Raw genomic sequence first — 14,322 nt, 5'->3', positions numbered from 1 at the left:
TTGAATCTGATTTGCTCCTAAAAGGGAATCCTTAGAGTCCACACCACCTAGTCCCAGTACAGAAGTCGACCGGAGGCAAACAACGGTTAGGGAAGACCTCGAAGATGGGCCAACGCGACATTCGACGATTATTCATCCTCGGTGCCATGGCTGTCGTGCAATGGGCCACCCGAAAGGCCCGATGTGCCGCGCGGCAATCAAGGTGACAGCGGAGCGTCAATCAGGATTAGAGAGCTTCGCCGGGCTCGTGACGCAGGGAGGGCGTAGCCCGACCGGGGTTACGAGCCCGGCGACGGCGCCATCCACAGGGGACCGCGCCGGCTGGTGATCGCGGCCAGCTGGTTATGCAAGTGGTTCTTCCGCCAAGAGGAATCACTCGCTTGCCAGGCCGACACATGACCGATCACCAGATGAGGCTCTACATGAAGTACCGTCAGACCGATACCCCGCCAGTGGCCGCCGCCAAGGCGTCGTTCAGTACCTCGACCGCGTATCGCTTTGAGAAGGATCGAAGGCTCCCATCGCAGAAGAAGGGAGCCCGCGGCCGGCGCCGACCGGACCCGTTGGCCAGTGTTTTTGAGACCGAGGTCGTGCCGATGTTGAAGGCGGCCCCCGGCGTGCGGGCTGTCGCAATCTTCGAGGGATGTTACGCCGCCATCCTGAGCTCGGGGCTGGAATCCGCCGCACGCTGGAGCGCCGGATCCGCGCCTGGCGGGCAATCCACGGCGAGGAGCAGGAAGTTATCTTCCGTCAGACCCACGAAGTGGGTCAGGTCGGCCTGTCCGACTTCACCGACATGGGCGAGCTTGGGGTCACCATCGCTGGCGTCCCGCTCGACCATCGCCTCTATCACTTCCGGTTGGCCTATTGCGGGTTTGAGCACGCCCATGTCGTGCTTGGTGGCGAGAGCTTCGTCGCTTTGGCCGAAGGGCTGCAGAATGCCCTGTGGTCGCTCGGCGGCGCGCCGCGGGAGCATCGGACCGACAGCCTGTCGGCCGCCTTCTGCAATCTCGATCGCAATGCGAGGGACGATCTGACCCGGCGATACGAGGGCCTCTGCGCCCATTACGGCATGCGGCTTCCCGCAACAATCGCGGCATCGCCCACGAGAACGGGGCGATCGAGAGCTCGCATGGCCATCTCAAGCGGACGATCGCCGATGCGCTGCTGTTGCGCGGCACTGCCGACTTCGATGATCTCGCCGCCTACCGCGGCTTCATCGACGAGATCGTCAGCCGCCGCAATGCCCGCAACGCCAAGCGGATCGACCACGAGCGCGCCACCCTGCAGGCGTTGCCAGATCGCCGCACCTCGGACTACGAGGAGGTGATCGTCCGCGTGACGTCAAGCGGCGGCTTCACCCTGCGCAAGGTATTCTACACCGTGCCATCGCGCCTGATCGGCCACCAGCTAGGGGTGCGCCTTTACGATGATCGTCTCGACGTGTTCGTCGGCGGCACCCATCTCGTCACCCTGCCACGTGGGCGGCCGCATCCCAACGGCAAGCACGACCAGGTCGTCGATTATCGGCACGTGATCCATTCCTTGCGGCGCAAGCCAATGGCGCTGCTCAATCTCGTCTACCGTGATCGGCTGTTCCCGCGCGATGCCTATCGCCGAACCTTCGATCGCTTGCGCGAACGGCTGCCGGACAAGAAAGCCTGCCGGCTCATGGTCGATCTGCTGGCGCTGGCGCACGAGCGCGGCTGCGAGGCCGAGCTCGCCGGTCAGCTCGCCGCCGACCTGGACGCCGGCCAACTGCCCGACCTCGGACGGCTGCGCGCTCACTTCGCGCCCGATCCTGCCTGCGTGCCCCAGGTCATGGTGCAGCTTGCCCCGCTCGCCAGCTATGAGTGCCTCATCGGCGCCAGCCAGATCGGAGACGCCGCATGAACACGGTCAACACAGTCGACACCGCGCGCATCAATCTGTTGCTCAACGAGCTGCGGCTGCCCGCCATTAAGGTGCTGTGGCCACAGTTCGCCGAACAATCCGACAAAGAAGGTTGGCCGGCGGCCCGCTTCCTCGCCGTCATCGCCGAGCACGAGATCGCCGAACGCGGCCGCCGTCGCATCGAGCGCCGTCTCGTCGAGGCGCGGCTGCCCGCCGGAAAGACCTTCGACAACTTCGACTTCGAGGCCGTGCCGATGATCTCCAAGGCTCAGCTGACCGCGCTCGCCGCCGGCGATGGCTGGCTCGGCAAGGGCGCCAATTTGCTGCTGTTCGGTCCGCCCGGCGGCGGAAAGAGTCACTTGGCGGCAGCGATCGGCCTCGCCCTGATCGAGAACGGATGGCGCGTCCTCTTCACCCGCACCACCGATCTCGTCCAGAAACTGCAGGTGGCGCGGCGCGAACTCAACCTCGAGGCCGCCATCAACCGCCTCGATCGCTTCGATCTGCTGATCCTCGATGACCTCGCCTACGTCACCAAGGACCAGGCCGAGACCAGCGTGCTGTTCGAGCTCATCAGCGCACGCTACGAGCGGCGCTCGATGCTGATCACCGCCAATCAGCCGTTCGGCGAATGGAACAGGGTCTTCCCAGACCCCGCTATGACCCTCGCCGCCATCGATCGCCTCGTCCACCACGCAACCATCGTAGAGATGAACGTCGAGAGCTACCGCAGACGGACCGCGCTCGAACGCAAACGTGGTCCAGGACGACCGCCCTCGCACGCGACACCAAAAACACTCGTTGATTGACGCTCCGCGACAATCAGAGCCAACAAAACTCTTGCGCGCGACAATCATCAAGGCAATCATCACGTCGCCGTGACACCGACTCGCCATCCTGATTGTCGCGCGCTTCCCAGCCAGATTGTCGCGCTATACTATCGTCGCCGCCCCTGATCAGACGACGCCCCGCGGCCGGCGCGACCAGGCCTTTCTGCTCTTCTTGGCGAGAACCGGCGCTCGCGTGTCCGAAGCGACCGGCGTCAACGCGAACGACCTTCAGTTGGAGCGAGGACGCCCGCAGGTGCTGCTTCACGGCAAGGGACGCCGAGATCGCGTCGTTCCCATTCCTCAGGATCTGGTGCGATCGCTGACGGACCTATTGAGCGACGCGGCCTCGCCCATCATGAACCGCGGCCGATCTTCGTCGGGGTCCACAACGAGCGCCTGACGCGTTTCGGCGCGACACACATCGTGCGGCGTGCCGCCTCCCAGGTCGGGTCCACCAGGTCAAGCTTGGAGGGCAAGCCGATATCGCCGCACATCTTCCGGCATTCCCTCGCCATGAAGCTTCTCCGGTCAGGCGTGGACCTCCTGACGATCCAGGCCTGGCTTGGTCATGCTCAGGTCGCCACAACCCACCAATACGCCGCTGCGGATGTCGAGATGATGCGCCGGGGACTCGAGAGGGCGGGCGTCTCAGGCGACCGCAGCGCGCGCTTCCGGCCGAACGATGCCGTCCTGCAGTTGCTCGACAGCATCTGATTATTATGTGGCGGAGAAACCCTGGGTGGCCGGCCCTGCTGGCGTTAGGGCGCCTCCGCCACATAATCTCGTCCGACACACAAGGACGGATCTGAGCCGGCATCGCGCGCCAGCGCAACAAGCCCATCGATACCCTTGCGGTTATGTGGTGCACCGCATAAGCGCAATTGATCGGGATAGGGGGACGTCTCGCGACGCCACCCCTCCCACACCACCGGGCATACGGGTCCGTACCACGGCGGTTCGATCGAGTTAAGCCGGCACAGGCATGAAGATTCGGGGGAGACCAAGAGAGTCGAACACATGATTTCGTAGGGCGTGTTGAACAGCCGGGTGTCCGGACATGCGCCAGAGTCCCGTCGGTGAACCGGCAGCGACCGATGCGGCGAACTTCGCTATGCCGAGGCGGCGAAGCTCCGTGAATCGGTTATGCCCGTTCCGCCATTGCCGCCAGAGATACAAACGCAGTCTCCGGCGGATCCAGGCTTCCAAGTTCGTTAGCACGCGCGGGGTCTGACAGAAGCCGAAGTACCCGCGCCATCCAATGATGTATGGCGTGAGGTCTGCGATCATCTGCTGCAAACTGATCCCTCGCGTCCGGCATGTGATTTCCCGGATTCGGTCTTTGAACTTGTCGAGGGCTTTCGGCGCAATGCGTCGCTCGCTCCCGTCATTCGCAATGCTGAATCCGAGAAATTTACGTTCCTCGGGTCGCGCCACCGCGCTTTTGGCCTCGTTGACTTTCAAGCGGAGCTTGTCGGTCAGGAATCGGCTAATCGAGGCCCTCACTCTGTCGCCGGCGTGGTGGCTGCGAACATAGATGTTGCAGTCATCCGCGTAACGGCAGAACCGGTGACCACGTCGAGCCAATTCCTTGTCGAGATCATCGAGCACGATATTACTGAGGAAGGGCGAGAGCGGACCGCCTTGCGGGGTCCCTTCGTCCACCGGTCGGACCAAACCATCTTCCAATACCCCGGCATTCAGGAATGCCCGGATAAGCTTGAGCACGCGTTTATCGGGTATCCGTGCGGCGACGCGCGACATCAGGATGTCGTGGTTAACTCGGTCGAAAAATCTTTCCAAATCGAGATCAACCACTACGTTGTAGCCATCAGCGACGTAACGCTGTGCCTGGGCTACAGCCTGGTGGGCGGACCGCCCCGGCCGAAATCCGAAACTGTGCTCCGAAAACGTCGGATCCCATCGCTCTTGGAGAACTTGCAGCACGGCTTGTTGAATCAGGCGGTCGACGACACAGGGGACGCCGAGTTTCCTGACTCCGCCTTCCGGCTTCGGGATTTCAACCCGCTTAACCGGCTGCGGCCGATAGTTTCCGTCAAGCAGTTGAGACCGAATGTTTGGCCAGTGCTGACGCAGGAACGCCTTCACGTCGTCGATGGTCATCCCATCAACGCCAGGGCTTCCTTTGTTCCTTTTAACACGCTTCCACGCTCTTTCGAGGTTCTCTCGGTCGCACACCTCCTCCATCAGTTGTTCTGTGAAAGCCGAATCTTCGGTGGCTGATTTCGCCATGAATGGTTCGGTCTCCTCGTCACCGTGCGCCGGAGCTTCACCCCGGGCATTCGGTTCCAAGGCCAGCACTTGCTGGTTGTTCTGCCGCTTTCTATTCACGAGATACCAGTCCTACTGTCTCTCTCAATCGTTCGGGCCTTCAGCCATCGTTTCCGGCTCCGCCTATCTGTTTTCTCCACCTTTCGGTCTTGGAGTGCCTCACTAGCTTTGCCGACAGCCTGACCTAATACGCCCTCAGCTGACTTCTGCCCGGCGGTCAGACGGCCTCGCGGCCGTCTCAGTCGCCCGAGGGCGACACCGGGCAGATCTCCCGGGGTAAGCTCAATCGCCTTCGGTGCACAACCGCCGGATCTACGCTTCGCATCCTTGATGGATCTGGACTTCGCGATGTGTCGCCCGCTCGTCCGACGCTTGCGCCTCATATCCGGTTTTTGTTCATCGGCTCGCACCTTTGATCCACGCTTCCTTCAGACCCCGCCTCGCGACGGCAGCCCTTGCGTTTCACTAACCCTTCACCTCCATCAGGTTGGGTGGAAGACTTTCACTTCCGAGCTATTGAGCATGCCCGGCACACGACGAAGCCGCTCCGCGGCAGAGTGCTCGGTGAGAGGTGTCATCGTCGGATGAGGAAGTGAGGCGGAGGCTGCTGTATTAGCGTTTTTCGGCATGTCAGGAAGAGACATGACGTGCTGCATTCATAAAGGCTTGGCTTCGAGCAAGATGGGGTTGCTGCCCACGCGCAGTATTCGTGTTTTTGCCAAGGAGCCTTTGAATGACGCCGCTTCGGTTACGCATGATGAACGACATGCAGGTCCGGAACCTCTCACCTCATACGCAGGAGTCCTATCTGCTGCAGGTCTCGCAATTCGCCCGGCATTTTACAAAGTCGCCAGCCTTGCTCGGTCCAGAGGATATCCGTACCTACCTGATCCATCTGGTGAACGAGAAGAAGCTGGCGCCGCGCTCCGTGCAATGTGACCGTCGCAGCACTCCGGTTTTTCTATCGCGTCACGCTCGGGGTCGATTGGCAGTTCGATCTCGTCATTCCATTACCCAAAGCACCAAGGACGCTCGCCGTCATTCTCAGTCCCGAAGAAGTGCTGCATTTCCTCGGCTGCGTGGAGAGCATCAAGCACCGGACAATCCTGACGACATGCTACGGCGCCGGCCTGCGCGTGTCCGAAGCGACCCGCCTAAGGCCAGAGGCCATCGATCGACAGAGGATGGTACTACGCGTCGAGCAGGGCAAGGGTCAGAAGGATCGCTACGTCATGCTGTCGGCCAGATTGCTGGAGACCTTGACGGACTATTGGCGCATCGTCCGACCAAAGACATGGATGTTTCCTGGTGTCTTCGATGACGAGCCGATAACGACCGGCGCGACCGAACTCGCTGGCGCACCGTTTGTCCAAACTCGTCAAGCCTGTAACTCCTCATTCACTGCGACATGCCTTCGCCGTCCATCTACTTGAGGCCGGCACCGATCTTCGCACCATCCAGCTCTTGCTCGGCCATCGCAGCTTGTCCACGACCGCCCAATATCTGCGGATCGCCACGAGCAAAGTCTGCGCGGCAACGAGCCCGCTGGAGTTGCTTCCTCATCCTGTTCCCAGGATTGCCCGTCAGCCCGCACCGGCTCATTTCTGAAGACAAGCCCTGTGGGACGCTCAGGTCCGGAGGTGGCGGATATATTCCGCCGCTATGGTGCTGCCTGGCGCGAGCAGCATTGGAACTCACTATCGACCGAACGGCGTGCAGCAATGACTGCGATCGAGCGCTGCCGAACGGCTGCGCTCGGCGGCCATGTCGAACAATGCGATCGCTGCGGAGAGCAGCGGATCTCCTACAATAGTTGCCGCTCGCGCAGCTGCCCCAAATCTCAATCGCTCGCGCGGGCGGAATGGATCGAGGCCCGACAGGCGGAGCTTCTAAACACGCAGTATTTCCATGTCGTTTTTACCGTACCCGACCAAATGGCAGCGATTGCATTTCAGAATGCCGCCACCGTGTACGACATTCTGTTCCGCACCGCCCACGAGACCTTGCGGACCATCGCAGCCGACCCCAAGCATCTCGGCGCCGAGATCGGGTTCTTCTCCGTCCTTCATACCTAGGGACAGAATCTCGCTCATCATCCCCACCTCCACTGTGTTGTCGCTGGAGGAGGGCTATCGCCAGATGGCGACCGCTGGATCGCGTGCCGACCCGGCTTCTTTCTTCCGGTCGCCGTACTGTCCCGACTGTTCCGGCGACTATTTCTCAACGCCCTGCAAAAGGCGTTCGACGCTGGCGAGCTACAATTCTTCTCATCGCTGGAAGAACTGCGTGATCCTGCTGCGTTCCAGCGTTATCTGAACAAGGTCCGCAGGATCAATTGGGTCGGCCGCCCTTCGGTGGAGTCGAACAGGTTGTGCACTATGTCGGTCGCTACACGCATCGGGTGGCGATCAGCAACAAGCGCATCGTCGATATCGAAGGCGGCAAGGTGCGCTTTCGATGGAAGGACTATCGCCACGGCAGTCAGCAGAAAGTGATGACGCTGGACGCCGGAGAGTTCATTCGGCGCTTCCTCATCCATATCCTGCCCGAAGGCTTCAAACGTATTCGCTACTACGGCTTCCTGGGCAACCGCTACCGCAAGCAAAAGCTCGCTCGCTGCCGTGAATTGCTGGGAATGACACCCTCCGATGTTCATGCGGAACCGGAGAAGAAATCCGATTGCCCCGACAAGGCCGAGGAACGGACAGCCGCTGCTTGCGCGCGCCAATGTCCATCCTGCCATCAAGGCCGGATGGTGTGCATCGAAGTTCTGGGGCCAGATTCTTTCAGCGCTGCCCTTTCACCGGACACCTCATGATACGAGACTCCGACCAACTGTTGCCCCTCATGTCGCAATTCTTCCGGCCGCCGCGACAGCCGGTGGATGCCTTGTTGTCGTTTCTCCGACGTCAAACCTCCGGCGCTTCGTATTTTCCAGCTTTCCGAGCCTCGGATGTCTCTTCTATCGAGTACTTTCGCGGCGATGTGAGCCTTGGACCTGCCTCTAGACCCGATCAACGGCCCCGCAGATAGAGGCGCAGTGATTCAATACCCATAGCTGCACCGGCGTGCCCGGCGGCTTCGTCCAACACGTTTTTAGATTACCGGCGCCCGCTTGTCGGTGCTTATTCTGGTACGGGATATCGCGCCGCCAATCTAAAAACGCTCTCTATTATGCGGAGCGCACGGTTATGCAGAGTCCGCGGCGAGCCGATCGGAGTTTTTCCTTCTTATCGACAGCCTAGATCGAGGCCAGTGGGATCTGACTCAGCATAATTCGAGGCTTCCTTCGCTGTCTTGATGGCAACGAGAGGAAGCCCACGATGGTCAAGCCGAAGCAAGGTTGCAGCAATCATCGACGTAGTATGGAGGCGGGCGACCTCGCCCCGCTAGTGACGGAGTTTATGGCCCATCTCCGGGCGCTAGGACATTCCTGCTTGACAGTGAGCGGCTACGAGGGTTCAGCTCGCCACTTCGCCTGCTGGCTCATCAGGGAAAGGCTTGCAGTCGGCAACGTCGACGAGGATGTCGTAAGTCGTTTGCGCGACATCGCTGTCGCTGTCCCGGCATTCGCCGAGTGAAAGGCGTATCCGAGAAATACGTGAGGCGAGCGCGCAGGTTTGTCGATTTTTTGGGTGAGCGCGGCATCGTGCGACGCGAGCCGAAGAGTACGTCCCCAGCTTACGACCGGCATGTGATCGAATTCCAGGAGTGGCTGCGCCACCATCGTGGCATCACGGAGCTGACGATAGGTCGGCACGGTCGCATGGTCATGCGGTTGCTCCCGGCGCTCGGCAGAAGGTCGCAAAGCTGGGATGCCCAGCTCATTCGCGATGTGATTCTTGCAGAGACGAGGCGGGCTTCACTCGCCTACGTGAAGACGATGACCATGGCCCTGCGAGGATATCTGCGCTTCTCGGGCGCGGCCTGTGTCGGGCGGGGCTCGAGCTGGCTGTGCCGATTATTCCGCAATGGCGGCTATCGGCGTGCCTCGCTACATCGGTACCGCCGATGTCGATCGTTTGATTGCCACTTGCGACCGGGCCACGCCGGCGGGCGCTCGCGATCGAGCCATTCTGCTCCTGCTGGCCCGCCTTGGCCTACGGGCGGGCGACATTCTTGCACTTCGCCTTCACGACCTTGATTGGCAGCACGCGACACTCACCGTTCGCGGCAAGGGCCGACGAGAGACCCGGCTTCCGCTCCCTCAGGATGCCGGTGATGCTGTGCTCGACTATCTCAAGCGAAGCCGACCCTGCGTGGCCCGACAGGAGTTGTTCCTCACCTCGAATGCTCCGTTCCGCGCGCTGTCCGGCTCGACCGTCTCAAGCGTTGTTCGACGTGCGGTAGACAGCAGTGGCATCGTCGCCCCATCGAAAGGCGCCAATCTGCTTCGGCATTCGGCCGCGACGGCGATGCTGCGAGGCGGCGCCACGCTTGACATGGTCGGCGCCGTACTGCGTCACCGTTCGCCGGACACGACCTCACATTATGCCAAGGTCGACATCGTGATGCTGCAGCAGATCGCGCAGCCCTGGCCGGGAGATGCATGATGCTGAGCCGAGATCTTGCACGATACGTGGACCAGCAGCGATCATTGGGCTTCAAGTTCCGCGTCCAGGAGATCCTGCTGAGAGGCTACGTTGCCTTCGCCGAGGAACTCGGCGATCGGCATATCAAGAACACGCGCGTTCTTGAATGCGCCGCACGCGCGCCATCCCCGGAGCAGCGCCGCAACCGGCTGCTCACCGTGCGACGGTTTGCGCTGGTGATGCGGGCTGAAGACCTGCGCCATCAAGTTCCGGCGGCGGACGCGCTCGGCCACGCTGTCGCCAAGCGGTGCTCGCCGTACATCTATAGTGCGGACGAGCTTGCACGACTGCTTCGCGCGGCAGGGGCGCTCCAGCCGGAGGGCTCGATCAGAGCGATCATGTACGCAACGCTCTTTGGCCTCCTTGCCGCTACCGGCATGAGGATCCGCAGAGGCATTGGCGCTGCAGATCGACGATCTGATCGCCGACGGGCTCGTCGTACAAGAGACCAAGTTCCAGAAGAGCCGGCCATTGCCGCTGCACGCAACAGCACGGCTGGCGCTCGAAAGGTATCTTGTCGACAGGCAGAGGGTGGCCGCCATGGATCGCGCTCTCTTCATATCGGTCGCCGGCCCAACGCTATCGTACAATACCGTGCGCGGCATCTTTCTGCAGCTCCTCGATCGCACCAATCTCAGGGGCGCACATTCGGGCCGAGACCCGCGCATCCACGATCTGCGCCACACCTTCGCGGTCCGATCGCTGGAGCAGTGCCGCCACGATCGTGCTGCAGTCGCTCGGCATATAGTCGCGCTCAGCACCTATCTCGGTCATGCGCACGTAACTGACACCTATTGGTACTTGCAGGCGACGCCGGCTCTGATGAGCCAGATCGCCGAGGCGGGCGAGGCGCTACTCACAGGAGGTGCCGCATGACTGCGCTCGCCCCCTATCTGAGCGGGTTCTTGCGCGAGCATCTGCCCAAAGAGCGCAGGGCAAGCCAACATACCTGCGAGGCGTATGCGCAGAGCTTCCAACTCCTGCTCGTCTTCGCAGCTGGCCGGCTCAAGACCACGCCGGCAAAGATCGAGGTCGAACAGCTCGATGCACCGCTGATGCTGGCATTCCTGGAGCATCTGGAGAAGAAGCGCGGCAACTCAGCGCGAACACGCAACGCCCGGCTCGCTGCGATCAACTCGTTCTTCCGCTTCTTGGAGTACAGGCTGCCATCTTGCCTCGACCTGTCGCGGCGGATCCATGCTATCCCGATGAAAAAGACCGATCAGGCCCTTATCGGGTATCTCACGCGCGAAGAGCTGCAGGCGCTGCTCAATGCGCCGGACGCGAGTACCATGTCCGGCATTCGGGACCGGGCCATGCTGCATCTGGCCTTTGCCGCGGGATTGCGCGTGTCGGAGCTGGTCGGTCTTCGGCTCGATCAGATCGACCGCCAGACTTTGTCCAGCGTACACGTCATGGGAAAGGGACGTCGCGAGCGAGTCCTGCCGCTCTGGAAAGAAACGGCGGCCGCGGTGAAGGCTTGGCTCAGAGTGCGCCCTGCCAGCGCTGCTCCAGAGCTGTTCCTCAGCGCACGAGCGCAGGCCATGACGCGCTCGGGCTTCGAGTACATCCTCGCCAAGCATGTCGCCACGGCCTCGCGCGCTGCGCCGACGATCGCCGGCAAGGACGTCAGTCCGCACGTCCTGCGGCATACCTGCGCGATGCATACTCTGCAGGCAACCCGTGACGCGCGGAAGGTCTCGCTCTGGCTCGGACACGCCAACCTGCAAAGTACCGAGGTCTACCTGCGCGCTGACCCGACCGAGAAGCTCGAAGCGCTCGCCGCCATGGTGCCGCCGATGCTGAAGCCCGGACGCTTCCGCGCGCCTGACAAGCTGCTCGCCATGCTGAGCACGGTCAAACGCAGGCCGGATTATGCGGAGTAAGATCTACGAGAAAAGCCGCGGCGGTCGCAACATCCGCCCCGGACTCTGCATAATCGTGCGCTCCGCATAATTGCGGAAGTCGACTGGATGGCTGGCCAGGAACACCTTCACGCCGGAGGGGATCATGCCGAACGGACCGCCCGGATCACCCGCTGCAACTGCGCCTCGTCGACGTCCACGCCGGTGCGCACGATCACCTCGCCAATGGCAATTTCGATCACCGCGCCTGACACAGACGCCACCACACCCCCGCAACTCGAGTGCCGCGAGCGACAATGCCGCGCGGCCCGAGCATCACGGCGCCAAGCGAACAGCTGCGACGGGTCAATGCCGATCCGCCGGGCGATCGCCGAGACGCTCGCGCCAGGCTCCAGCGCCTCACGACTTGGGCCTTAAACTCGTCTGACCAGCGTCGGCGAAGCTGCCGCAGCGCTCCGTCAATTAGGTCATCTTGAGCGGATGGCTGTCCCCGCTTATACGTCGTGAGTGACGTTCTGAGGTCGCCAACTTCAGGGCATGAGTTGGGCGGTCCCGCTATGAGGGTCCATTTCACCGCAATCGGGTACATCGCTCCGATCGAGATAGAGCTAAAAAGCTGCTTAACTCTGCCACTTTTTGGAGAAGGGCCAAGTATTTCCCCATAAGAAATCGCTATTTGTCTGGGACAGAGTGAATGTTTACGAGATTCCCGCGTAAGGTAGCGATGAAATACCCAATTGAGGAGAGCCATTGTGGATGGCGGCTTTTTTCCGGACACCGGAGCTTGGAACAGATGGTACACGCAGCAGACAGTGCAGCAGTCGGAGAACGTGCCTGCTGACCAGCCGAGCGTTGAGGAGCAGCTAGGCGAGCTGCAACTCAGTTCCTCTGGTGCGAGTGCGGCTGACGCTGGTTCGCCTGATGCTGGCCCCAAAGAGGCTAGCTCGCCCGACACTCGCCCGACGGATGGTGGGATTCGGCGTACCGATATCGGCGGTTCGATGCGGATGCCGCCGCGGTCTAACCTTTGGGGTAACTGGGTCAGCAGCAGGCGCCACAGCGTTGACCTGCCTCGCGCTCACCTTGGGGCATCGCAGTCTGACTTGCGTGAAAGGCTGTTCAGCAGCACACGCTATACGGCGCCATCGGAAGTGCAGCCTCTGGCGCGGACGACGGATAGCAAAAGCCGTAGACTGTTTTCGCGTATTAAGTCAGGGCTCGGCAAAGCGTTTGGGAGGAGTCGTAGCGAAAAGTCGTCTGGCGGCTCGGCATCCGACGTCGTCTCTTCAGAGCATCGCATAGATCTGGCGAAGCGTAGTCGCTCTTCCGCCCGCGGGGAACTGCATCCCCAAGACGCGCAGCCCATCGAGCGGTTCGCGGCGGCCTATCCCGACGACGACCACATCATCGCGGGCCTGGTCAAGGATGCCGAGCGCACTGGAGGCCAAAAAAAGGAAATTGTCCTTGACCTCGCTAACGCCCAACGTAGGTTTAGTGGTTGGCTCCGAAGCGGAAATAGGGGGAGCATAGTGAGCCGCATCAACGGCAGTGACGAGCAGCGACGGTCGTTGACGGCAGATTATAAGGACTTCAGGAAAAGCATAGGACGTAATAGCACCCCACTGAGTCTCCAGACGCTTCGGAAGCAAATACAACATCGATTGATGGTGCAGCAGCAACCTCTCGGCGCGCGCCCCAGATTTTCACCGCAGAGACGGTCCGACGTTATATCGCTGGTTGATCTGCCGTCCTCACCGGAGGAGCAGCAGGTTGATCTTTCGCGCCAGGGCCGCAGCGGATTAGCGCTTGACCAAAAGGAGTGGCTGGGGGACCAGCATATCCTGGCGGACTTCACTCTCCTGCAGGAGGAGCTGCAGAAGGACAATCCGGTTCTCGCCGCCCGGACGCGATTCGTGGATCCGCTCATAGCCCACCTGCTGCGCGAGGGTGCCCATGACGACATGCTGCGCGCGCTGCAGCGTATCCTTTATGACCGCTATGGTAACGACACAGCCGACTTCCTGTTCTTGCCGGTGAACGATGCCCTGGCTGGAGGCGGCACCCATTGGTCGCTGCTGTTGGTTGATCGCCGCGATCGGGAACGGCGGATCGCCTATCACTACGACTCCTTCGGGGGACGCAACGACGGTGTTGCCGCAAGGCTCGCCGCTCGGTTGAATGCCGATNACGCCAGCAGCGGAACGGTTACGATTGCGGCGTCTTCGTCGTGGACGGCACGCGAGCGCTGGTTAGGCGATTGGCGGGAGGGCCGCAGCCGAATCTCTGGAACCTCGACGACATCGTCGCCGATCGACGGCAACTTCAGCGACGATTGAGCGCCGCTCCCGGAAATTCGCGAGCGAATGATCCGGCGGATCAAGCGGGCCCCTCGACACGGAGCGTCGATATGGCAGAGGTTTGGCGGGGAGTGGACCGAGCCGGCGAGCCTGCCGCCGATAGTTGGAATACAGCCAATTTTTGGCAGGGGTTGCAAACACCTGCCTACGGGGCACCCTCAGACATCTACGCGGGCCTCGAGTCATATGTTGATCTGGATGCGCTAAGGCCGTCGCCGTCGCCGTCAGCGCAAAGCGTCAATCAGCCAAGCCCCCCATCATGGGAGCAAAACGCTGCGACGTCCATCTTCGGCGCGACATATTTTATGCCGCCTCCGCCGCCGGATTTGGGAAGATTCGTCGATGTGGGCTGGGTCCACCGCAACCAACAAGCGCCGGAGAATCTCATGCGCGGAATGCACTGGCATGACGTGCTGCCGAGCGTGGCCCGACCCTGGACCAACATCATGATCAACGGCAGACCCTATACCGCCCAGCTGGGACCATCACGCAAGCC

The 14,322-nt window shown here is 61.5% G+C and carries 6 protein-coding genes and 6 pseudogenes; 10 read left to right on the top strand and 2 right to left on the bottom strand.

Translation table 11 applies throughout. From position 1 onward, the window contains the following. Positions 1 to 47: 47 nt before the first annotated feature. From CQ14_RS42560 to CQ14_RS48345, 4 genes and pseudogenes are all read left to right on the top strand, one after another. Positions 48 to 203: pseudogene (locus CQ14_RS42560) on the top strand (transposase); the annotation flags it as partial. Positions 204 to 380: 177 nt separating this feature from the next. Beyond that, positions 381 to 1,893: pseudogene (istA, locus tag CQ14_RS25915) on the top strand (IS21 family transposase). Continuing rightward, positions 1,890 to 2,702, top strand: a complete 813-nt coding sequence (gene istB / locus CQ14_RS25910; protein WP_057860667.1) for an IS21-like element ISBj11 family helper ATPase IstB — start codon at positions 1,890 to 1,892, stop codon at positions 2,700 to 2,702. Before istA ends, istB begins: the two are co-directional and overlap by 4 nt. Before the next feature lie 115 nt (positions 2,703 to 2,817). Continuing rightward, positions 2,818 to 3,437, top strand: a pseudogene (locus tag CQ14_RS48345) (tyrosine-type recombinase/integrase). Between the two features lie 252 nt (positions 3,438 to 3,689). On the opposite strand, the gene ltrA reads toward CQ14_RS48345, so the two are convergent. Next, positions 3,690 to 5,072, bottom strand: a complete 1,383-nt coding sequence (ltrA, locus tag CQ14_RS25895) for a group II intron reverse transcriptase/maturase (protein WP_057860665.1) — start codon at positions 5,070 to 5,072, stop codon at positions 3,690 to 3,692. A gap of 673 nt (positions 5,073 to 5,745) precedes the next feature. Here ltrA and CQ14_RS48340 point away from each other — a divergent pair. From CQ14_RS48340 to CQ14_RS46770, 3 genes and pseudogenes are all read left to right on the top strand, one after another. Further along, positions 5,746 to 6,620 (top strand): annotated as a pseudogene (locus tag CQ14_RS48340) (tyrosine-type recombinase/integrase). A gap of 11 nt (positions 6,621 to 6,631) precedes the next feature. After that, a pseudogene (locus CQ14_RS25885) lies at positions 6,632 to 7,830 on the top strand (IS91 family transposase). A gap of 1,153 nt (positions 7,831 to 8,983) precedes the next feature. After that, complete coding sequence (locus tag CQ14_RS46770; RefSeq protein WP_245320512.1) at positions 8,984 to 9,565, top strand: tyrosine-type recombinase/integrase; 582 nt, start codon at positions 8,984 to 8,986, stop codon at positions 9,563 to 9,565. Positions 9,566 to 9,606: 41 nt separating this feature from the next. On the opposite strand, the gene CQ14_RS46765 is transcribed toward CQ14_RS46770, so the two are convergent. After that, positions 9,607 to 9,837 (bottom strand): hypothetical protein, encoded by a 231-nt coding sequence (locus CQ14_RS46765; protein WP_245320510.1) that lies wholly within the window; start codon positions 9,835 to 9,837, stop codon positions 9,607 to 9,609. Between the two features lie 163 nt (positions 9,838 to 10,000). Here CQ14_RS46765 and CQ14_RS46760 point away from each other — a divergent pair, with 163 nt between their 5' ends. From CQ14_RS46760 to CQ14_RS47895, 3 genes and pseudogenes are all read left to right on the top strand, one after another. Beyond that, positions 10,001 to 10,480, top strand: coding sequence for a tyrosine-type recombinase/integrase (locus CQ14_RS46760; RefSeq protein WP_245320508.1), 480 nt, complete (start codon positions 10,001 to 10,003; stop codon positions 10,478 to 10,480). Continuing rightward, positions 10,477 to 11,490, top strand: coding sequence for a tyrosine-type recombinase/integrase (locus CQ14_RS25870; protein WP_057860664.1), 1,014 nt, complete (start codon positions 10,477 to 10,479; stop codon positions 11,488 to 11,490). The genes CQ14_RS46760 and CQ14_RS25870 overlap by 4 nt, the downstream gene beginning before the upstream one ends. A 980-nt stretch (positions 11,491 to 12,470) precedes the next feature. Next, positions 12,471 to 13,655, top strand: a pseudogene (locus CQ14_RS47895) (Ulp1 family isopeptidase); the annotation flags it as partial. Between the last annotated feature and the right edge of the window lie 667 nt (positions 13,656 to 14,322).

The sequence above is a fragment of the Bradyrhizobium lablabi genome (assembly GCF_001440475.1).
Lineage (GTDB): Bacteria > Pseudomonadota > Alphaproteobacteria > Rhizobiales > Xanthobacteraceae > Bradyrhizobium > Bradyrhizobium lablabi.
The sequence above is the reverse complement of the archived record's forward strand: the minus strand, read 5'-3'. Positions and strand labels throughout refer to the sequence as shown.

What these genes read in the sequence shown, in the direction of transcription:
- istB (WP_057860667.1), top strand. Translation starts at nt 1,890, where the DNA reads ATGAACACGGTCAACACAGTCGACACCGCGCGCATCAATCTGTTGCTC.
- CQ14_RS46770 (WP_245320512.1), top strand. Translation starts at nt 8,984, where the DNA reads ATGGCGGCTATCGGCGTGCCTCGCTACATCGGTACCGCCGATGTCGAT.
- CQ14_RS25870 (WP_057860664.1), top strand. Translation starts at nt 10,477, where the DNA reads ATGACTGCGCTCGCCCCCTATCTGAGCGGGTTCTTGCGCGAGCATCTG.